Genomic DNA, 21,554 nt, shown 5'->3' on the forward strand with positions numbered 1-21,554 from the left:
ACCCTGTGATCACCAGCGCTCTTTCAGCAGGTTCGGCTGAATACCACCAATAGCGTGGGTATTGCTGAAGGTCTGCTTGATGCCAGCTTCGAATTCTTCGCGGAAATATTTAATGGCGCTCTGCAGCGGTTCCACTGCACCCGGTGCGTGTGCACAGAAGGTTTTACCCGGGCCGAGGAAACGACACAGTTGCTCAAGTGTCTCGATATCCCCAGGCTGGCCTTCGCCACGCTCAAGCGCGCGCAGAATTTTCACACTCCACGGCAGACCATCACGGCACGGCGTACACCAGCCACAGGACTCGCGGGCAAAGAACTCTTCGAGGTTACGCACCAGAGGAACCATGCCAATCTCGTGATCGACAGCCATTGCCAGCGCGGTGCCCAGACGGCTACCTGCTTTACCAATGCTTTCGAATTCCATCGGCAGATCGAGGTGTGCTTCGGTCAGGAAGTCAGTCCCCGCGCCGCCAGGTTGCCAGGCTTTGAACTTCAGGCCATCGCGCATGCCACCCGCGTAATCTTCGAGGATCTCACGCGCGGTGGTACCGAAAGGCAGTTCCCACAGGCCAGGGTTCTTCACACGACCGGAGAAGCCCATCAGCTTGGTGCCCGCGTCTTTGCTCTTCGAAATGTTCTGGTACCACTCCACGCCGTTCGCGAGGATAGCCGGTACGTTACACAGGGTTTCGACGTTGTTTACGCAGGTCGGCTTACCCCATGCGCCAGAGCTTGCCGGGAACGGCGGCTTGGAGCGTGGGTTAGCACGGCGACCTTCGAGGGAGTTGATCAGCGCGGTTTCTTCACCGCAGATGTAACGCCCTGCCCCAGTGTGGACAAACAGTTCGAAGTCGAAACCGGTGCCCATAATGTTTTTGCCAAGCAGACCGGCTTCGGTCGCTTCGGCAATAGCGCGACGCAGATGCACGGCTGCTTCGATATATTCACCGCGCAGGAAGATGTAACCACGGTACGCTTTCAGCGCAAACGCGGAAATCAGCATGCCTTCCACCAGCAGGTGCGGCAGCTGTTCCATCAGCAGACGGTCTTTATAGGTGCCCGGCTCCATTTCATCGGCGTTACACAGCAGGTAACGGATGTTCATGGATTCGTCTTTCGGCATCAGGCTCCACTTCAGACCGGTGGAAAAGCCCGCGCCGCCGCGCCCTTTCAGGCCAGCGTCTTTTACCTGATTAACGATTTCGTCCGGTGACAGCCCGGTCAGGGCCTTACGCGCACCTTCGTAGCCGTTCTTGCTACGGTATTCGTCCAGCCAGACTGGCTGTTTGTCATCACGCAGACGCCAGGTCAGCGGATGGGTTTCGGGAGTACGGATAATGTCTTTCATTTATACCGCTCCAGCAGTTCAGGAATGCCTTCCGGGGTCAGATGAGCATGAGTATCCTCATCGATCATCATGTTTGGCCCTTTGTCGCAGTTCCCCAGGCAACAGGTCGGCAGCAGCGTAAAGCGACCATCAAAAGTCGTCTGCCCCGGCTTGATGTTGAGTTTTTTCTCAAGCGCGGCCTGGATCCCCTGGTAGCCGTTGATATGGCACACCACGCTGTCGCAATAGCGGATCACGTGGCGACCTACCGGCTGGCGGAAGATCTGGCTATAAAACGTAGCAACACCTTCTACGTCGCTTGCCGGAATACCCAGCACATCAGCGATCGCATAGATCGCCCCATCCGGCACCCAGCCACGCTGTTTCTGAACGATTTTCAGCGCTTCAATGGACGCCGCACGCGGGTCTTCGTAGTGGTGCTTCTCGTGCTCAATCGCTTCACGCTCAGCCGCACTCAGCTCAAAAGCCTCGGTTTGTGGTTGTTGATTCTCGTGCATAATTAGCGGTCCACATCTGACATAACAAAATCGATACTACCCAGATGGACGATCAGGTCGGACACCAGGCTGCCACGTACCGCTACCGGGATCTGCTGCAGGTGTGCATAGCTCGGGGTGCGGATACGGGTACGGTAACTCATGGTGCTGCCATCGCTGGTCAGGTAGTAACTGTTGATACCCTTGGTCGCTTCTACCATCTGGAAGGACTCGTTTGCCGGCATAACCGGACCCCACGAAACCTGCAGGAAGTGGGTGATAAGGGTTTCGATATGTTGCAGCGTGCGCTCTTTCGGTGGCGGCGTCGTCAGCGGGTGATCCGCTTTGAACGGGCCTTCCGGCATGTTATTGAGGCACTGCTCAAGGATGCGCAGACTCTGGCGCAGCTCTTCAACTTTCAGCATCACGCGGGTATAGCAGTCGGACACACCGCCGCCAACCGGGACCTCAAAGTCAAAGTTTTCATAACCAGAGTACGGACGCGCTTTACGCACGTCGAAATCAATACCGGTCGCACGCAGCGCAGCACCGGTACAACCCCAGTCCAGCGCTTCTTTCTTACCGTAAGCGGCAACACCCTGCGAACGGCCTTTCAGGATGGTGTTACGCAGCGCGGCTTTCTCGTAAGAATCCAGACGTTTTGGCATCCAGTCGAGGAAATCACGCAGCAGTTTGTCCCAACCGCGCGGCAGATCGTGTGCCACACCGCCGATACGGAACCAGGCCGGGTGCATACGGAAACCGGTGATCGCTTCCACGACGTCGTAGATTTTCTGACGGTCAGTAAAGGCGAAGAATACCGGGGTCATCGCGCCGACGTCCTGAATGAACGTGGAGATGTACAGCAGATGACTGTTGATACGGAACAATTCAGACAGCATGACGCGAATCACGTTGACGCGATCCGGCGTGGTGATGCCTGCCAGTTTCTCAACCGCCAGTACGTAAGGCATTTCGTTAACGCAGCCGCCGAGGTACTCGATACGGTCGGTGTACGGAATGTAACTGTGCCAGGACTGACGTTCGCCCATCTTTTCAGCGCCACGGTGGTGGTAGCCGATGTCAGGTACGCAGTCGACGATTTCTTCGCCATCAAGCTGCAGCACAATACGGAATGCACCGTGGGAAGACGGGTGGTTAGGACCGAGGTTGAGGAACATGAAGTCCTCATTTTCGGTGCTACGCTTCATGCCCCAATCTTCAGGTTTGAAGGTCAGCGCTTCCATTTCCAGATCCTGTTTGGCTTTAGTCAGCTCAAACGGGTCGAATTCGGTTGCACGCGCCGGGTAGTCTTTACGCAGCGGATGGCCTTCCCAGGTATGCGGCATCAGCAGACGCGTCAGGTGCGGGTGACCTTCGATGTCGATGCCAAACATTTCCCAGGTTTCACGCTCATACCAGTTGGCGTTCGGGAACAGTTTGGTGAAAGTCGGTACGCGCAGATCGTTTTCAGACAAAGCCACCTTGAGCATGATATCGCGATTGCGTTCAATGGAGATCAGGTGATAGAAAACGGAAAAATCCGCGGCGGGTAACCCTTCGCGGTGCGTACGCAGACGTTCGTCCATGCCGTGTAAGTCAAACAGCATGACGTAAGGTTTCGGCAGTCTCTTTAAGAAATCGCCAACTTCCAGTAGTTGTTCACGCTTGACCCAAACAACGGGTACCCCGGTGCGAGTCGCCTGAACGGTAAAGGCATCCGGCCCAAAACGGTTGCGCAGTTCGCCAATGACCGGGTCATCAAGGTGATCCCGTGTTTGCCATGCGGCGTCTTGCGCGGTTAAGTCGGTCATATTGTTCACCATTGCAAATGGTCCGTGGTGGTCGGCAGTGCTTCGCGCTATTTATGTAGTGATAAGCGAAGGAAGTGCTGCTGCCGACAGGCGCAAATTAAATCTCGTCTGGTGTACGAAGATTCGTTACAGCAATACGTTCGCCGCGTTTACGCTCGCGTTCTGACTGCATATTGGCGCGATAAACGCCCTGATCGCCAACCACCCAGGAGAGCGGACGGCGTTCTTTGCCAATGGAATCTTGCAGCAGCATCAGAGCCTGCATATACGCTTCTGGGCGCGGCGGACATCCCGGGATGTACACATCGACCGGAATAAATTTATCAACGCCCTGCACCACAGAATAGATGTCGTACATCCCGCCGGAGTTGGCGCATGCGCCCATGGAAATAACCCATTTCGGTTCCAGCATCTGATCGTAGAGGCGCTGAATAACTGGCGCCATTTTGGTAAAGCAGGTTCCGGCTACGACCATCAGATCAGCCTGACGCGGCGATGCACGCAGTACTTCCGCACCAAAACGGGCCACATCGTGCACGGCGGTAAACGAGGTCACCATCTCAACGTAGCAGCAGGAAAGGCCAAAGTTATATGGCCAAATTGAGTTTTTACGGCCCCAGTTAACCATGTCATGCAGTTTGCCCATGAACACGTTTTTGTTAACTTCTTGTTCCAGGGGGTCGGTTACGATCTCCTGTTTTTGCAGGGGGTAACGGTCGTTCTCACCGTTAGGATCTATGCGGGTGAGCGTATAATCCATCTTAATGCCTCGCGGTTAGCGTTGACGATTAGCGATACTGTTCGTTTCCGGGTTCATACGCTCGCGGCGTGAACGCGCGGGCGTCCAGTCCAGCGCGCCAATACGCACCAGATAAACCAGACCTGCCAGTAACACAAAAATAAAAATTGCAGCTTCCACAAAGCCAATCCAACCGCTTTCACGGATAGAAGTTGACCATGCGAACAGATACAGCGCTTCAACGTCGAAGATAACGAAGAACATGGCTACCAGATAAAACTTGGCAGACAGGCGCAGGCGGGCGGTGCCGACCGAGTCGATACCTGATTCAAACGGCACGTTTTTAGATCTCGCGCGTGCGCGACCCCCTAAAAACCAGCCGCCGACGAGCATCAGGCAGCACAGGCCAATGGCAACGATAAGAAAGATAGCGAATGCCCAGTGATGAGCGATGATTTCAGTGGATGTTGACATACTCATTGCTTACTCATCAAAAGTAGCGCCAAATTCTCTGCTCTTTTCGGCAGATGAACGCCACATCGATTCATGGGGAGGAATAAAAAAAACCTTACAATCACTGTGAAAAATCATTTTATACAGCTAATTGATGGGGTTTTTTACTCCTTTCTATAACCTTTTGTCAACTTTAACAAAAGTTTCCTCACATTATTTTACACTAATCCAACTTCATTAACATAAAGTGCTCTTTAGACCCATTTCGATTGCATCATCGGTCATTTTTAATGTTGTTGAATCGTGTCCGTAGTGAAGTAAAAAAGATAATACACGTCTATTTTGACAGGAATTCACCCAGATGCCTCCCCCTAAATGGGAGTATTTTCTTGATCTGTGACACGCTTTTGTTAATTCACCATAAAAAACAGCAACAATTTCTCTAGTTTTTTAACATGGAAACATTTAGCAACGCGGCTGATTATTTTTCACCCTATTGTCAGTCTGTTTTTTTACCTGCTGATTTTGTTAAGTTTTAGTATATGAATGAACAGAAAGCAGTAATATTTGCATAAAAAAAGAGCCGCTGGATGTTTTTTCATCATCAGTGGCTCTTTTTTACACTTACATTTTTAAACGTTTTTTTGTGACGCTTTACTCAAAGTCGCCTTCAACAATCAGCGAGTCATCTCCCCCTTCAGGGGTAAACTGATTGTATTGCCAAGGATTTTGATATGTCTGCATCGACTTAAAGATAGCCTGAGCTAATTCATTTTGCGTGCCCGGATCGCTGCACAACAGATACTCGGTATCAGGCAGAGGTGGCAATCCGTCCGCCGCACCCAGTACGCGTAAATCCGGGCTCATCATTTCTACAGGACGCGCAGTGACGCCAAGCCCTGCTTTTACCGCCGCGCGGACCGCAGGCAATGTTGAAGCGACATAAGCCAGACGCCACGGGATCTGTGCGGCATTCAACGTCGCCAGCACGATATCGCGAAACGGGCTGGGATCGTCCAGCAGAACTAACGGCACCGGTTCGCCTTTTTGCAGGATATATTCGGCTGCGCAATACCAGTGCGTCGGTGAAGTCCGCAAATTCAGGCATTCAAAATCGTCAGGGCGATTCGTGGTGACCACTAAATCCACTTCTTGCGACTTAAGCATCTCCACCATGTAAGCATTGCGTTTCACTCTTACATCAAGCGCAAGTTTCGGATAAACCGAACTAATGCGGTTAAGCAGAAATGGGAGTATGGTGTCGGCGGATTCATCAGAAGCACCGATAGTTAACACCCCCTGAAGATTGTTAAACATCAATGATGAGCATGCCTCATCATTAAATCGCAGTATTTTCCTGGCGTAACCCAACAGTTGGATACCATGTTCGGTCAGCAGTTTGTTGCGTCCATGACGCGCGAACAACTCTTTCCCCACAAGTTGCTCAAGGCGCTGCATTTGCTGACTTACCGCAGACTGAGTTCGACATACTGCAGCTGCCGCAGCCGCGAAGGTATTTAGGTCGGCAACAGCAACAAAGGTTCTCAGCAGATCGAGGTCGAGGTTAATTATCGGACGATTCGCATTTATCATAGTTTTTCACTTACTCGCGGGTCATACCGGGTTAATGCTGTGCATTCAGAATCAAACAACTCCATTTGTAATGTGCCTCCCTTCAGTTTCGCTTAGTGTAACCAAGTGAAAATAAGGATGTATTTGGTTTAACAAACGAAACAATTCTCTTTCTGAGCTATTTTAAAACCCGTGATATTCATCGGAATATAGCAACGAGAAAGAGCCGTATTTTTAGCTGCCGGATGATTCTGACTAATGGAAAACATGTAAATTTTGTAAATTTAAAAAATAGTTAACGAACAATAATTTACACATTAAAAACTAACTTTTCAGTATGTTATGAACAACCAACAAACATTTGAATTATCGTAAAACTCGTACTACAAACCATTTCATAGGAGTTATCTTAACCTAAAACCACTATATTTATAAGTGTTATTGCGAATAATTCCGGGCGAATTGGTGTTATGTCAGTGCAACGGTTTTCGTATTATTAGCCCACTCAATTTGATGTCGTTTAAATAATAAATAATAATTAATTAAGAATCTCTCAATTCATTAATTATGCTTAACAATGGATTCACACCGCATCACGTAGGGATCAGACCGATAACAGAATTCGTTGATGAAACCTCAGTATTTTCGAATCGCGCCGTATCACACAGATATCGACTGCATTTTGTTTTATAGGGGTAACTTTTTTCGACCAGACAAATCACCATACCAAAGCCAACAAAGCAAAACATAAACCATAAAAAACACAACAATCCAGATTATTACACTGTAATAATTGCATAATTTAGTTATTAAAAGTTAATTATCGTCCTCCTGCTTTCCAAAATCTTCTACTAAAGACCCTTCAAAACTCACCGTCGTGGGAGTACATTGTGCTGGGCTGACTTCCACGGCAGGGAGTGGCATTCACAGCTAAAAAGGTCAACGTTCATGTCCCCCATTGAAAAATCCAGCAAATTAGAAAACGTCTGTTATGACATTCGCGGCCCGGTTCTGAAGGAAGCAAAGCGCCTGGAAGAAGAAGGCAACAAAGTTCTGAAACTGAACATCGGCAACCCTGCGCCTTTCGGGTTTGAAGCACCAGATGAAATTTTAGTGGATGTGATCCGCAATTTGCCAACTGCGCAAGGATATTGCGATTCCAAAGGCCTTTATTCAGCCCGCAAAGCAATCATGCAGCATTACCAGGCCCGCGGGATGCGCGATGTAACCGTAGAAGATATCTATATCGGTAACGGCGTATCCGAATTGATTGTGCAGGCCATGCAGGCATTGCTGAACAGTGGGGACGAAATGCTGGTTCCTGCACCTGATTATCCACTGTGGACGGCGGCGGTTTCGCTCTCTGGTGGTAATGCCGTGCACTACCTGTGTGATGAATCGTCAGACTGGTTCCCGGACCTGGGTGATATCCGCGCCAAAATTACGCCGCGCACGCGTGGGATCGTCATCATCAACCCCAACAACCCAACCGGCGCTGTTTATTCTAAAGAGCTGCTGATGGAGATTGTTGAGATTGCTCGCCAGAACAACCTCATCATCTTTGCAGATGAGATTTACGACAAAATTCTCTACGATGACGCCGAGCACCACTCGATTGCGGCAATGGCCCCGGATCTGCTGACTATTACCTTTAACGGCCTGTCAAAAACCTATCGTGTTGCCGGTTTCCGTCAGGGCTGGATGGTACTGAACGGACCGAAGAAACATGCCAAAGGGTATATCGAAGGCCTTGAGATGCTGGCTTCTATGCGCCTGTGTGCGAACGTCCCTGCACAACATGCCATTCAGACTGCGCTGGGTGGATATCAGAGCATCAGCGAATTCATCATGCCTGGCGGACGTCTGTATGAGCAACGTAACCGCGCCTGGGAACTGCTCAATGATATCCCTGGCGTCTCTTGCGTAAAACCGCGCGGTGCACTGTATATGTTCCCGAAAATTGACGCCAAGCGCTTCAATATTCATGACGACCAGAAGATGGTGCTCGATTTCCTGTTGCAGGAAAAAGTACTGCTGGTCCAGGGGACAGCATTCAACTGGCCGTGGCCGGATCATTTCCGCATCGTTACGCTGCCGCGAATTGATGATATCGAAATGTCGTTGAGTAAATTTGAGCGTTTCCTGTCAGGGTATCGCCAGCTGTAACCACGCAAAGTGCTACCGGGTTTGCATCCGGTAGCACTCTCTGCGCAAAATACCGTTACTGAAGTCACTGAGTAAGGGTCGTTATGAAGCAGAGCCACTTTTTTGCCCACCTCTCCCGTCTGAAACTCATTAACCGCTGGCCGCTGATGCGCAACGTGCGCACCGAAAACGTGTCCGAACACAGTCTGCAGGTTGCCATGGTTGCTCATGCGCTGGCCGCGATCAAAAACCGTAAATTTGGTGGTCAGGTAAATGCTGAGCGTATTGCCCTGCTGGCGATGTACCACGATGCGTCAGAGGTGTTAACCGGCGATCTCCCTACCCCAGTGAAATATTTCAACTCGCAGATTGCTCAGGAATATAAAGCGATAGAGAAAATTGCCCAGCAAAAACTGGTCGATATGGTTCCCGATGAGTTGCGCGATATTTTTGCACCGCTCATTGATGAACATGCCTTAAGTGAAGAAGAAAGATCGATTGTTAAACAGGCCGATGCCCTGTGCGCGTATCTGAAGTGCCTGGAAGAACTCTCCGCCGGTAACAACGAATTTCTGCTGGCGAAAACACGTCTGGAAAAAACGCTGGAGTCACGACGCAGCGAAGAGATGGACTACTTTATGGACGTGTTTGTCCCAAGCTTTCACCTTTCATTAGATGAAATCAGCCAGGATTCACCGCTTTAAATGATTTTGCCAGATGGCGGCTAACGCCTTATCCGGCCTACAGGTAACGTGATATCCGTAGGCCTGATAAGCGCAGCGCCATCAGGCGTTTACTGCGGCGGTCAAAACGGGAACAGCATCGGGATCATCACCACGCACACTGCCATGACAATCACCGTAAACGGTACGCCAATCTTCACGAAGTCGCTAAAGGTGTAGTTACCCGGCCCGAGCACCAGTGTGTTTACCGGTGAAGACACTGGCGTCATAAAGGCTGCGGAAGCCGCCATCGCAATCACCATCGCAAACGGATACGGCGAAACGCCCATCGACTTTGCCGCCGCCAGCGCAATCGGCGCCATCAGTACCGCCGTCGCGGTGTTAGAGATAAATAACCCAATGGTCGCGCACAGCACGAACAGGCAGCCCAGCATCATATACGGGCCGTACCCACCACCAACGTCCATTAGCCCTTTCACCACCAGATCGACGCCGCCCGTTTTCTGTAACGCCAGCGCAAAAGGCATCATCCCGACAATCAAAATAATGCTTGGCCAGTGAATGGCTTTGTAGGCGCTTTCGGCATCGATGCAGCGGAATTTTCCCATCAGCAAACAAGCGATAATCGCGGCAACCGTATTAGGGATTTCATCGGTGAGCATTAACGCGACCATCAGTACCAGACAGAAAATCGCATGCGGCGCCTGGCTGTGCGCCGGAGAAGCTTCACTGACTTCCACAGGCATATTTAGCACCACAAAATCGCGCCCTTTTTGTCCAAGCAGCGTGATCAGCTTCCAGTTGCCCACCACTAAAATGATATCGCCCATCAACAGCGGCTCATCAACCACCGCCCCGGCCAGCGCCGTACCATCGCGCTTCAGCCCAACGACATTCAGCCCGTAACGCGTACGAAAAGCGATTTCCCGTACCGTTTTGCCGATCAATTCCGACTCAGGGATCAGAGAGATTTCGGCCATGCCCACATCAAGCGCCTGCTCGGAGAAGTATTCTCCACGCAGCACCATCGGTTCCAACAGTTGCTCAGCGCAAAATTCACGCAGGTCGACATCGGCCGCAGACATATCAATCAGCAATACGTCACGAGCACGAAACTCAGAAACCCCGTTTACGTCAACGATCACGCGACGAAAGCGACGCCAGCGCTCCACGCCAATCACGTTTGCCCCGTAGCGCTCACGCAGTTTCAGGTCGTCCAGACGCTGGCCTATCATAGGAGAACCCGGGCGAATCGCCAGGCGACGCGCGCGCCCGGTCAGGCGATATTCTTTAATCAGATCGCGAAAAGTCCGGCGCTTCCAGCCGTCGCCCGGCTGCCCGGAGTCTTCACCCTTCAGCATAAAACGCATCACCAGCATATAAATTATGCCAAGTACCAACACCACCAATCCCAGTGGGGTTACGCTAAAAAAGCTAAAACCATTAAGTCCTTCACGTAACAGCTCACTGTTGACGACCAGGTTTGGCGGCGTTGCCACCAGCGTCATCATGCCGCTTATCAAGCCGGCAAAACTTAGCGGCATCATCAGGCGTGAAGGGGAAATTTCCATGCGCATGGAAACACTTAAGACAACCGGAATAAAGATGGCGACCACACCGGTCGAACTCATGAATGCACCGAGTCCAGCTACGGTTATCATCAGCAACACCAGCATTTTGACTTCACTGCTACCGGCGACCTTCACCAGCCAGGCGCCCATTACTGTCGCCACACCGGTACGCACGAGACCGTCACCGATAATGAATAAAGCCGCTATCAAAATAACGTTAGGATCGCTGAACCCGGAAAAAGCCTCTGTGATGCTCAATGTTCCACTCAGAACAAAGGCAATAATGATCAGCAAAGCGATCGCGTCCATACGCACTCTGCCAGTTGCAAACAAGACGACGGCAATCGCCAGCAATGAGAGAACCCATATCAATTCACCGTTCACAACATATCCTTGTTAAATGAGAGGGATGGACTGATTCTGCCATAAAAAAGCCCCAACAATCTGGGGCTAAATCATGATCAGGTATTTCTTATAACGACCACATTTCCGTTGGGTTGTTTGGTCACAGAAATATGTTCCAGACTGGTCAGCGAAAAATCAACCTCGTTCAGACGCGGCGTATCCGCTGGCGCGTTGACCGCGATGACATGACACCCAGCTGCCAGTCCTGAAAGCACCCCGGCGGGGGCATCTTCCACCACGGCACATTCCTGCGGTGCCAGGCCCAGAAGCTGAGCGCCTAACAGATACGCGTCTGGCTCTGGTTTCCCTCTTTTTACCCGCTCGGCGGTGACAAACACTTCAGGAGCAGGAAGCCCAGCAACACGATGGCGCGCCCGTGCGACCGGCATAGAGCCGGAGGTCACAATCGCCCATGGAATACCCGCTTTATTGAGATGGTTGAGTAAATCAACAGCCCCAGGCAACGCAGTGATCCCGGCGGTTTCCGTCGCTTCGATCTGCTCCAGACGGGTAAACTCCGCGGCGATCTCTGCCTCAGATTTGCCCACCATAAAGTGTCGCAGGGAGGTAATGGCCTGCTTGCCATGAATAAAGCCGAGCACCTCGGCGTGATCGAGGCCAAAACGATCGGCCCAGTTGCACCACGCACGCTCTACTGCGGGTAAGGAATCGACCAGCGTTCCATCCAGATCAAACAGAAAACCTTTGCACTGCACGCTCGCCCCCTCAGGCATTAATGATTTGGTTAATTTCATTCGCGCTCAGGTGATACTGGCGCGGGCAAGAGTGCCAGACGTTCAACATACGCTGATATTTTTCCCACATCGGGGTCTGGGCGTTGAAGCCATGCGTACCCGCATCAAAGTGGGTATAGCGACCTTCCACATTCACCATAAAGCGAACGTATCCGAGGAAACGGGCTTCCGTTGCGGCGTCAAAACCGAGGAAAGTCACGCGGCGCTCATCAATAGCCTGTGCATCCTTAAGATTAGTCCAGGACACATGTAATGCGTGATACATCTCCATAATATCGATAATCGTACGACAGGTTTCTTCCGTCAGTTCACCAAACTCACGATCCAGCTCACGCATCTGCAAGCCGTAACCGCGTTCAATAATCGTCTGCAAACGACGATAACGCTCGGCGTTAGTTGGGTCGAGCATAGTCATCATTTTGTACTGATTCGACAAAATCAGACGTTGAGCGTTGGTCATTTCCATTTGGGACTCCTGTATCACTACTACTGCGATGAAAAAAAAGAAGGCATCTTGTGCCTTCTTTTATATGCGTAATCAGGGGTCAATTACAAATCATCAAGGAAAGTTTTATCCAGTTGTTTGAAGGCGCGCTTAAGCGTGTCAGCCAGCGCCTGGTAATCCGGCTTTCCTTCTACCGGAGAGAGCGCCTGCCCGGCTTCTTGCAATTTACCCCGAACTTCGTAGAACCAGTTGAGTATTGAAGGCGGCAGCGGCGTTACGGAACGTTTACCCAGCCACCACATGCCTTGCATCGGCAGGCTGAGCGCAAACAGCGCGGTCGCCACGGCCGGTCCCAACTGTCCCCCTAGCGCAATTTGCCAGCATAAGGTGAAGACGGCGATAGGCGGCATAAAACGGATTGCGTAACGTGTCATACGGATCACGCGGTTCTCTACAAACACGGGCGCGAGGCGCTTTTCCATTGGCCACGTCTTCGCGTAGTGCTGCCCCCGGCGAAACAAGCTAAAAAAATTGACGGAACGATTATCCGGTGTCGACATGGCGGTTACCTCAACTTCACATATAAAAATTAAAAAATTTGTGCAAAACAACAACTACAAGGGACATCGTTCAAAACATTTTGTCTTTGATACCCACATTCAGGTATCCTGTGCCGGCCTGTAAGGCCTTTAGTCCAAAATCATTGAGTCGTCAAATTGACACATAGTATGCCATTGGCTGAAAAATACGCAAAATGACATAGACTCAAAGGTATTTATTCCATCGTGCCCAAAAAGACCATGGCGCATGATGTTAATCATAAACGTCGGTGTCATCATGCGCTACGCTCTATGACTCCCTGACGTTTTTTTAGCCACGTATCATAAATAGGTACTTCCATGTCGAGTAAGTTAGTACTGGTTCTGAACTGCGGTAGCTCCTCACTGAAATTTGCCATCATCGATGCAGTAAACGGTGAAGAATACCTTTCTGGTTTAGCCGAATGTTTCCATCTCCCAGAAGCACGTATCAAATGGAAAATGGATGGCGGTAAACAAGAAGCGGCTTTAGGTGCAGGCGCCGCTCACAGTGAAGCGCTGAATTTTATCGTTAATACTATTCTGGCACAAAAACCAGAACTGTCTGCTCAGCTGACTGCGATTGGTCACCGTGTTGTTCACGGCGGCGAAAAATACACCGGCTCTGTAGTTATCGACGATTCCGTTATTCAGGGTATCAAAGATGCAGCCTCTTTTGCACCGCTGCACAACCCTGCACACCTGATCGGTATCGCTGAAGCGCTGAAATCCTTCCCGAATCTGAAAGACAAAAACGTGGCCGTATTCGACACCGCGTTCCATCAGACTATGCCGGAAGAATCTTACCTCTACGCCCTGCCGTACAGCCTGTACAAAGAACATGGCGTTCGTCGTTACGGCGCGCACGGTACCAGCCACTTCTTCGTTACTCAGGAAGCGGCTAAAGTGCTGAACAAACCGGTTGATGAGCTGAACATCATCACTTGCCACCTGGGCAACGGCGGTTCTGTATCTGCTATCCGTAACGGTAAATGTGTTGATACCTCCATGGGTCTGACCCCACTGGAAGGTCTGGTGATGGGTACGCGTTCCGGCGACATCGACCCGGCGATCATCTTCCACCTGCACGACACCCTGGGCATGAGCGTTGACCAGATCAACAAAATGCTGACCAAAGAGTCCGGCCTGCTGGGTCTGACCGAAGTCACCAGCGACTGCCGCTATGTTGAAGATAACTACGCGACTAAAGAAGACGCTAAACGTGCAATGGACGTTTACTGCCACCGTCTGGCGAAATACATCGGTTCTTACACTGCGCTGATGGATGGTCGTCTGGATGCCGTTGTCTTCACCGGTGGTATCGGTGAAAACGCCGCGATGGTTCGTGAACTGTCTCTGGGCAAACTGGGCGTTCTGGGCTTTGAAGTAGACCACGAACGTAACCTGGCCGCGCGTTTCGGCAAATCTGGTTTCATCAACAAAGAAGGTACCCGTCCTGCGTTGGTTATCCCAACCAACGAAGAACTGGTTATCGCGCAAGACGCGAGCCGTCTGACCGCCTGATTTCACACCGCCAGCCTAGCTGGCGGTGCTGTTTTGTAACCCGCCTGAAACGGGCGGTAACGAAAGAGGATAAACCGTGTCCCGTATTATTATGCTGATCCCTACCGGAACCAGCGTCGGTCTGACCAGCGTCAGCCTTGGCGTGATCCGCGCAATGGAACGCAAAGGCGTTCGTCTGAGCGTCTTCAAGCCGATCGCTCAACCGCGTGCCGGTGGCGATGCGCCAGACCAGACTACCAGCATCGTCCGTGCTAACTCTTCTCTGCCAGCCGCTGAGCCGCTGAAGATGAGCCACGTTGAATCTCTGCTGTCCAGCAATCAGAAAGATGTGCTGATGGAAGAGATCATCGCGAACTACCACGCGAACACTAAAGACGCTGAAGTTGTCCTGGTTGAAGGCCTGGTCCCAACCCGTAAACATCAGTTCGCGCAGTCTCTGAACTACGAAATCGCGAAAACGCTGAATGCAGAAATCGTCTTCGTTATGTCTCAGGGCACCGATACCCCGGAACAACTGAACGAGCGTATTGAACTGACTCGCAGCAGCTTCGGTGGCGCGAAAAACACCAACATCACCGGCGTAATCGTTAACAAACTGAACGCACCGGTTGATGAGCAGGGCCGTACTCGCCCGGATCTGTCCGAGATTTTCGACGACTCTTCCAAAGCGAAAGTGATCAAAGTTGATCCGGCTAAACTGCAAGAATCCAGCCCGCTGCCGGTTCTGGGCGCGGTGCCATGGAGCTTCGATCTGATCGCTACCCGTGCAATCGATATGGCGCGTCACCTGAACGCCACCATCGTAAACGAAGGCGATATCAACACCCGCCGCGTGAAGTCTGTGACTTTCTGCGCACGCAGCATTCCGCACATGCTCGAGCACTTCCGTGCTGGTTCTCTGCTGGTAACATCTGCCGATCGTCCTGACGTGCTGGTTGCAGCATGCCTGGCGGCCATGAACGGCGTAGAAATTGGCGCCCTGCTGCTGACCGGCGGCTACGAAATGGACGCGCGCATTACCAAACTGTGCGAACGTGCATTCGAAACCGGCCTGCCGGTATTCATGGTAAACACCAACACCTGGCAGACCTCTCTGAGCCTGCAGAGCTTCAACCTGGAAGTTCCGGTTGACGATCACGAGCGTATCGAAAAAGTTCAGGAATACGTTGCTAACTTCATCAACGCTGACTGGATTGAATCTCTGACCGCAACGTCTGAGCGCAGCCGTCGTCTGTCTCCACCAGCGTTCCGTTATCAGTTGACCGAGCTGGCACGTAAAGCGGGCAAACGCGTTGTTCTGCCGGAAGGCGACGAACCGCGTACCGTTAAAGCGGCAGCCATCTGTGCTGAACGTGGTATCGCAACCTGCGTACTGCTGGGTAACCCGGATGAGATCACCCGCGTTGCGGCCTCTCAGGGCGTTGAACTTGGCGCTGGCGTAGAAATCGTTGATCCAGATGTGGTTCGCGAAAGCTACGTTGCTCGTCTGGTCGAACTGCGTAAGAACAAAGGCATGACCGAAACCGTTGCCCGCGAACAGCTGGAAGACAACGTGGTTCTCGGTACCCTGATGCTGGAACAGGACGACGTTGACGGTCTGGTTTCCGGTGCCGTTCACACTACTGCGAACACCATTCGTCCACCGCTGCAGCTGATCAAAACTGCACCGGGTAGTTCCCTGGTGTCTTCTGTGTTCTTCATGCTGCTGCCGGATCAGGTTTACGTTTACGGCGACTGCGCGATCAACCCGGATCCAACCGCAGAACAGCTGGCAGAAATCGCTATTCAGTCCGCTGAATCCGCGATCGCCTTCGGTATCGAACCGCGCGTTGCGATGCTCTCCTACTCCACCGGTACCTCTGGTGCAGGTAGCGACGTAGAGAAAGTTCGTGAAGCGACTCGTCTGGCGCAGGAAAAACGTCCTGACCTGATGATCGACGGCCCGCTGCAGTACGACGCCGCCGTTATGGCTGACGTTGCGAAATCCAAAGCGCCGAACTCTCCGGTTGCAGGTCGCGCTACCGTGTTCATCTTCCCGGATCTGAACACCGGTAACACCACCTACAAAGCGGTACAGCGTTCTGCCGACCTGATCTCCATCGGGCCGATGCTGCAGGGTATGCGCAAGCCGGTGAACGACCTGTCTCGTGGCGCGCTGGTAGACGATATCGTCTATACCATCGCACTGACCGCGATCCAGTCTTCCCAGCAGCAGCAATAATCTGCCGAGTGTGCCGGATCTCTTATCCGGCAACACATCTACTTATCAAACCGGAAATAGCTGATATTTCCGGTTTTTTTATGTCTGTTTCCCCTTTGGCATAATCTGAAATATTTGCCTGAATGCGCTGCATCAATGAATAACTATTCTTCTGTTCGCATACTTACCCTCTTTGCGTTGCAACAGGGATAGTCTTTCATGTCAGCAGTAACAGAATCACAGCCAGCCAAAAAATGGGCGATGCCCGACACGCTGGTGATTATTTTTTTCGTCGACATTTTAACCAGTCTGGCGACATGGGTTGTTCCCGTCGGGTTGTTCGACAGCCAGGAAGTGCAATATCAGGTTGATGGACAAACCAAAACCCGTAAGGTGGTTGACCCTCATTCCTTTCGTATTCTGACCAATGAAGCTGGTGAAGAGCAGTATCACCCAGTTAAGTTCTTTACCACCGGAGATGAGCGCCCAGGCCTGATGAATTTTCCGTTCGAAGGCTTAACCTCCGGCTCGAAATTCGGCACTGCGGTCGGCATCATTATGTTTATGCTGGTCATTGGCGGCGCATTTGGCATCGTTATGCGTACCGGCACCATTGATAACGGCATCCTGGCGCTCATCCGCCATACGCGGGGCAACGAGGTCCTCTTTATCCCAGTGCTGTTTATTCTCTTCTCCTTAGGCGGCGCGGTGTTTGGCATGGGGGAAGAGGCGGTTGCCTTTGCCATTATCATCGCGCCGCTGATGGTCCGGCTAGGTTACGACAGTATCACCACCGTTCTGGTGACCTATATCGCGACTCAGATTGGTTTCGCCAGCTCATGGATGAACCCATTTTGCGTGGTGGTCGCGCAGGGTATTGCGGGCGTTCCGGTGCTCTCCGGCTCAGGTTTGCGTATCGTGGTGTGGGTCGTTGCCACAATGATTGGCCTGACCTTCACGCTGGCCTATGCGGCGCGCATCAAAAAGAATCCGCAGCTGTCGCGCGTGCATGAATCAGACCGTTTCTTCCGCGAACAGCAGGATGAAGTCATTGAGCGCCGCTTCACGCTCGGCGACTGGCTGGTGCTGATGGTGCTGACGGGCGTGATCGTGTGGGTCATCTGGGGCGTTATCGTCCACGCATGGTTCATTCCTGAGATCGCCAGCCAGTTCTTCACCATGGGACTGTTGATTGGCATTATCGGCGTCGTGTTTCGGCTCAACGGCATGACGGTCAACATCATGGCCTCCTCATTTACTGAGGGAGCACGAATGATGATTGCCCCAGCCCTGCTGGTTGGTTTTGCCAAGGGCATTTTACTGCTGGTCGGTAATGGAGAGGCGGGTGAAGCCAGCGTGTTAAACACTCTGCTGCACAGTATTGCCAATGGCATCAGCGGACTGGATAACGCCATCGCGGCGTGGTTTATGCTGTTGTTCCAGGCGGTGTTTAATTTCTTCGTCACCTCCGGCTCTGGTCAGGCAGCGTTGACTATGCCGCTGTTAGCGCCGCTGGGCGATCTGGTTGGCGTCAACCGTCAGGTTACCGTGCTGGCCTTCCAGTTTGGCGACGGATTCAGCCATATTATCTATCCGACGTCGGCATCTCTGATGGCTACGTTAGGTGTTTGTCGGGTGGATTTTCGTAACTGGCTGAAGGTAGGTGCTACGCTGTTGGGGCTGCTGTTTATTATGTCCAGCGTGGTGGTGATTGGTGCGCAGATAATGGGTTACCATTAAAAAGCGCACGTCCGGCCTACTCGATTTCTCGACGCAGTAGGCCGGATGAACAGAGGTTACTCAGCTTCTTCCTGCTTTTCGGCTTTCGCCCCTTCATTCTTGGCGTTGCGGGTCATCCACAGCGCCAGGGCTTTCAGGGAGTCCGGTGTAAATTCGTCGCAACGCGCGGTAATTTCTTCCGGCGTCAGCCAGCAAACTTCGCTAATTTCTTCTTCCTGTAGCGCGAACGGTCCGTGGGAAACACAGCTAAACAGCCCGCCCCATACGCGACAGTTCTGGTCTTCAAAGTAAAACTGACCATGCTCGGCAAACGGCACGCCCGCAATCCCCAGTTCCTCTTCTGCTTCACGGCGCGCTGATTCCAGCATCTGCTCGTCAGCCTGAACAACACCGCCTGCGGTGGCATCCAGCATACCGGGCAAAAAATCTTTTGTCTCAGTGCGACGTTGAACCAGAATTTTGCCCATACCATCATGCACAACGATATACGTTGCACGATGGCGTAAGCGTTGCGCCCGCATTTGTTCCCGGCTGGACTGTGCAATGACTTCGTTGTCTTCATTCACAATATCCACCCATTCAGTACTTGCCAAACGACGCTGTTCCACCATCAGGAAACCTTCTTTTTTCTGGCGCTCTTACGGCGCGTTTATGTTTGTGGGGTAAATTACGGATTAATCTCGACCTGTGCAATAACACTTTGATCATTGAGTGCCATTACGCTGAGAACATTATCATCCAGGATCCCGTAACTTGCCGCAAAGCCCCCTTTAGGGATGCTTACCGAGCCGGGATTGAAATAATAGATATCCTCGCGCAGCTCAGCAACCGGCAGATGAGTATGCCCATAAACCAGAACATCGCCCGCATTGAGCGCCGGAATATTTTGCGGGCCAAAAAGATGTCCGTGCGTCAAAAAGAGTCGCAGGTTTTCTGTCAGAATTTGCTGCCACGGCGCAGTCATCGGAAAATGCAAGAGCATCTGATCCACTTCGCTGTCGCAATTACCACGCACCGCAATAATTCGCGATGCCTGTTCATTCAGCCGTTCTGCAACCTGCGCAGGTGCATAGCCTTCTGGAAGCGCATTACGCGGCCCGTGGTTTAAAACATCACCCAATATCACCAGCCATTGCGCACCGCTTGCAGCAAACCGTTCGAGTACGCGTTCCGTGGCTGGCAACGAACCATGAATGTCCGATGCGAACATCAGTTTCATCACTCACTCCTCGCTGAAAAGTACCTTGTAATGATACTGGATTACGGCCCGTTTTTCAGCAGGAACGCTTCGCTGAAAGCGCGATAAAACGCTGTACTGAAGCGCGCTGCCACTGGAAGGTGGCGTATTCCGCAAGCGCTTCCGGAACCTCATCGCCATTCAGGACCAGGCGATTAAGCATTAGCGCTAAATCACAGTCAGCGATACACCATTCGCCAAATAAATTCTGCTTACCGTGGCTCAGTAAACTGCCGGCAGTAGCGAACAATTTTTCCGCACTGGCTTTTCCCGCTTCGCTTAACGGTCCTTTCTTCACGCCAGCAAAAACGACATCCGTTGAGCGTTCTTCACGGATAGGCATTAAATCGCTGCGGATCCACGCCTGAACCTGGCGCGCCCGCGCGCGTTTTTGCACATCGTGCGGATAGATACGCTCCCACTGTGGCGGCGCGAAGCTCTCTTCCAGGAATTCCGTAATCGCTGATGATTCGCTCAGTTCAAAACCATCGATCTCAAGAACCGGCACGCGGCGCGTCAAGGCGTAACCTTGCCATGAAGGTTGCAAATGTTCGCCACTGTTGAGATCAACAGTTTTCAGCGTAAAAGGCAGCCCTTTCTCTTGCAGAGCGACATAAACAGACAGCACGTAAGGGGAGAAAAAATTGGCATCTGACCACAGCGTAATTGCAGGTTTGCTCATAATGTCCTCTGAAGTGTATTAGCTTGCCTTCAAAATATAGAGTCTTTCTCTCGCTGTCACTTGATGAAAACTCAAGCACGCCAACAGGCTCTATACTTGTTATGACCCGGTTCATGACAAAACGGATGCTGAAAATGATCGATCTCTATTACACGCCATCGCCAAACGGTCACAAAATCACGTTGTTTCTTGAAGAGGCGCAGCTGCAATACCGTCTGATTCATGTCGATATCAGCAAAGGTAGCCAGTTTCACCCCGATTTTCTGCAGATCTCGCCGAACAATAAAATCCCGGCCATTATCGATCATGCCCCGGTGGACGGCGGAAGGCCCATCAGCTTGTTTGAGTCCGGAGAAATTTTACTCTATCTGGCGGAAAAGAGCGGTAAGCTGCTCAGCGGTGAATTACGCGAACGCCACACCACGCTGCAGTGGCTGTTCTGGCAGGTCAGCGGTCTGGGTCCTATGCTGGGGCAGAATCATCATTTCAGTCATTACGCTCCGCAAACGATCCCTTACGCCATTGAAAGATACCAGGTTGAAACCCAGCGCCTGTACAACGTGATGAATAAACGTCTGGAATCGTCACCCTGGCTGGGAGGCGATCACTACAGCATTGCCGACATTGCCAGCTGGCCGTGGATCCACGCCCATCAGCGTCAGCGCATCGACCTCGACAACTATCCGGCGGTCAATAACTGGCACGAACGCATCCGTACGCGTCCCGCGACTGAACGCGCCATGCAGCACGCACAAAGCGAGAAGCGATGACGCAATTCGGTTCTCGTGTATCATGCAAAGGTTCATACATGGAGGAAACCTGCAATGTCACAACCTGACGCTATTATTCGTATAAAAAACCTTCGTCTGCGCACTTTTATCGGCATCAAAGAAGAGGAGATCCTTAACCGCCAGGATATCGTCATCAACATTGCCATTCACTATCCGGCAGACAAAGCCCGTACCAGCGAAGATATCAACGACGCGCTGAATTATCGCACAATCACCAAAAGCATCATTGCCCACGTGGAGGGTAACCGCTTCTCATTATTAGAAAAATTAACTCAAGATGTGCTCGATATCGCACGCGAACATCACTGGGTCACTTATGCTGAAGTGGAGATAGATAAACTTCACGCATTGCGTTACGCCGACTCAGTTTCTATGACGCTGAGCTGGCAGCGCTAAA

The 21,554-nt window shown here is 51.8% G+C and carries 20 protein-coding genes; 7 read left to right on the forward strand and 13 right to left on the reverse strand.

Annotation, left to right across the window (positions count from 1 at the left end):
* Positions 1–9: 9 nt before the first annotated feature.
* The 6 genes from nuoF to lrhA form a co-directional block, all read right to left on the reverse strand.
* Positions 10–1,347 (reverse strand): NADH-quinone oxidoreductase subunit NuoF, encoded by a 1,338-nt coding sequence (gene nuoF / locus C2U41_RS14265; protein ID WP_003839356.1) that lies wholly within the window; start codon positions 1,345–1,347, stop codon positions 10–12.
* Positions 1,344–1,844, reverse strand: coding sequence for an NADH-quinone oxidoreductase subunit NuoE (gene nuoE, locus C2U41_RS14270; protein WP_003028069.1), 501 nt, complete (start codon positions 1,842–1,844; stop codon positions 1,344–1,346). Before nuoE ends, nuoF begins: the two co-directional genes overlap by 4 nt.
* 2 nt (positions 1,845–1,846) lie before the next feature.
* Complete coding sequence (gene nuoC / locus C2U41_RS14275) at positions 1,847–3,649, reverse strand: NADH-quinone oxidoreductase subunit C/D (RefSeq protein ID WP_003028072.1); 1,803 nt, start codon at positions 3,647–3,649, stop codon at positions 1,847–1,849.
* A gap of 85 nt (positions 3,650–3,734) precedes the next feature.
* Positions 3,735–4,397: an NADH-quinone oxidoreductase subunit NuoB gene (gene nuoB, locus C2U41_RS14280; RefSeq protein ID WP_003028075.1), complete on the reverse strand. Its 663-nt coding sequence runs from the start codon at positions 4,395–4,397 to the stop codon at positions 3,735–3,737.
* A gap of 15 nt (positions 4,398–4,412) precedes the next feature.
* Positions 4,413–4,856, reverse strand: a complete 444-nt coding sequence (gene nuoA, locus C2U41_RS14285; protein ID WP_003028077.1) for an NADH-quinone oxidoreductase subunit NuoA — start codon at positions 4,854–4,856, stop codon at positions 4,413–4,415.
* Between the two features lie 627 nt (positions 4,857–5,483).
* Positions 5,484–6,422, reverse strand: coding sequence for a transcriptional regulator LrhA (gene lrhA / locus C2U41_RS14290; protein ID WP_044701192.1), 939 nt, complete (start codon positions 6,420–6,422; stop codon positions 5,484–5,486).
* A 927-nt stretch (positions 6,423–7,349) separates the two neighbouring features.
* On the opposite strand from lrhA, the gene alaA reads away from it, so the two are divergent.
* Both alaA and yfbR read left to right on the forward strand, forming a co-directional pair.
* Entirely contained in the window at positions 7,350–8,567 is a 1,218-nt protein-coding gene (alaA, locus tag C2U41_RS14295) for an alanine transaminase AlaA (protein WP_103848476.1), read from the forward strand.
* An 83-nt stretch (positions 8,568–8,650) separates the two neighbouring features.
* Entirely contained in the window at positions 8,651–9,250 is a 600-nt protein-coding gene (yfbR, locus tag C2U41_RS14300; protein ID WP_003028083.1) for a 5'-deoxynucleotidase, read from the forward strand.
* 101 nt (positions 9,251–9,351) lie between these two features.
* On the opposite strand, the gene C2U41_RS14305 is transcribed toward yfbR, so the two are convergent.
* The 4 genes from C2U41_RS14305 to yfbV form a co-directional block, all read right to left on the reverse strand.
* Positions 9,352–11,184, reverse strand: coding sequence for an SLC13 family permease (locus C2U41_RS14305; RefSeq protein WP_103848475.1), 1,833 nt, complete (start codon positions 11,182–11,184; stop codon positions 9,352–9,354).
* A 77-nt stretch (positions 11,185–11,261) separates the two neighbouring features.
* Positions 11,262–11,939 carry a sugar phosphatase gene (locus tag C2U41_RS14310; RefSeq protein ID WP_085951580.1) on the reverse strand — a complete coding sequence of 226 codons (678 nt, stop codon included), beginning with the start codon at positions 11,937–11,939 and terminating at the stop codon, positions 11,262–11,264.
* Complete coding sequence (locus C2U41_RS14315; protein WP_003028086.1) at positions 11,932–12,426, reverse strand: YfbU family protein; 495 nt, start codon at positions 12,424–12,426, stop codon at positions 11,932–11,934. Before C2U41_RS14315 ends, C2U41_RS14310 begins: the two co-directional genes overlap by 8 nt.
* Before the next feature lie 83 nt (positions 12,427–12,509).
* The gene (gene yfbV, locus C2U41_RS14320) at positions 12,510–12,965 is read right to left on the reverse strand and encodes a terminus macrodomain insulation protein YfbV (protein WP_003028087.1); all 456 of its coding nucleotides are present in this window, start codon (positions 12,963–12,965) and stop codon (positions 12,510–12,512) included.
* Positions 12,966–13,304: 339 nt separating this feature from the next.
* Here yfbV and ackA point away from each other — a divergent pair, with 339 nt between their 5' ends.
* From ackA to yfcC, 3 genes are all read left to right on the forward strand, one after another.
* Positions 13,305–14,507 (forward strand): acetate kinase, encoded by a 1,203-nt coding sequence (gene ackA / locus C2U41_RS14325; protein ID WP_003839347.1) that lies wholly within the window; start codon positions 13,305–13,307, stop codon positions 14,505–14,507.
* A 76-nt stretch (positions 14,508–14,583) separates the two neighbouring features.
* Positions 14,584–16,728, forward strand: coding sequence for a phosphate acetyltransferase (gene pta, locus C2U41_RS14330; protein WP_003028094.1), 2,145 nt, complete (start codon positions 14,584–14,586; stop codon positions 16,726–16,728).
* A 198-nt stretch (positions 16,729–16,926) separates the two neighbouring features.
* The gene (yfcC, locus tag C2U41_RS14335; RefSeq protein ID WP_103848474.1) at positions 16,927–18,447 is read left to right on the forward strand and encodes a putative basic amino acid antiporter YfcC; all 1,521 of its coding nucleotides are present in this window, start codon (positions 16,927–16,929) and stop codon (positions 18,445–18,447) included.
* Between the two features lie 56 nt (positions 18,448–18,503).
* Here the strand turns inward: yfcC and yfcD are convergent, their stop codons facing one another.
* The 3 genes from yfcD to yfcF are packed head-to-tail and all read right to left on the reverse strand — an operon-like array spanning position 18,504 to position 20,366.
* On the reverse strand, positions 18,504–19,058 hold the full coding sequence (gene yfcD / locus C2U41_RS14340) for an NUDIX hydrolase YfcD (protein ID WP_003839343.1): 555 nt from the start codon (positions 19,056–19,058) through the stop codon (positions 18,504–18,506).
* Positions 19,059–19,114: 56 nt separating this feature from the next.
* The gene (gene yfcE / locus C2U41_RS14345) at positions 19,115–19,666 is read right to left on the reverse strand and encodes a phosphodiesterase (RefSeq protein ID WP_016150705.1); all 552 of its coding nucleotides are present in this window, start codon (positions 19,664–19,666) and stop codon (positions 19,115–19,117) included.
* A gap of 55 nt (positions 19,667–19,721) precedes the next feature.
* On the reverse strand, positions 19,722–20,366 hold the full coding sequence (yfcF, locus tag C2U41_RS14350) for a glutathione transferase (protein ID WP_003839339.1): 645 nt from the start codon (positions 20,364–20,366) through the stop codon (positions 19,722–19,724).
* A gap of 134 nt (positions 20,367–20,500) precedes the next feature.
* On the opposite strand from yfcF, the gene yfcG reads away from it, so the two are divergent.
* Both yfcG and folX read left to right on the forward strand, forming a co-directional pair.
* Positions 20,501–21,136: a GSH-dependent disulfide bond oxidoreductase gene (gene yfcG / locus C2U41_RS14355; protein WP_003845076.1), complete on the forward strand. Its 636-nt coding sequence runs from the start codon at positions 20,501–20,503 to the stop codon at positions 21,134–21,136.
* A gap of 54 nt (positions 21,137–21,190) precedes the next feature.
* Positions 21,191–21,553, forward strand: coding sequence for a dihydroneopterin triphosphate 2'-epimerase (gene folX, locus C2U41_RS14360; protein WP_003028107.1), 363 nt, complete (start codon positions 21,191–21,193; stop codon positions 21,551–21,553).
* The last annotated feature ends 1 nt before the right edge of the window (position 21,554 follow it).

It is taken from the genome of Citrobacter freundii complex sp. CFNIH4, from assembly GCF_002934505.1.
GTDB classification, from domain to species: domain Bacteria; phylum Pseudomonadota; class Gammaproteobacteria; order Enterobacterales; family Enterobacteriaceae; genus Citrobacter; species Citrobacter freundii.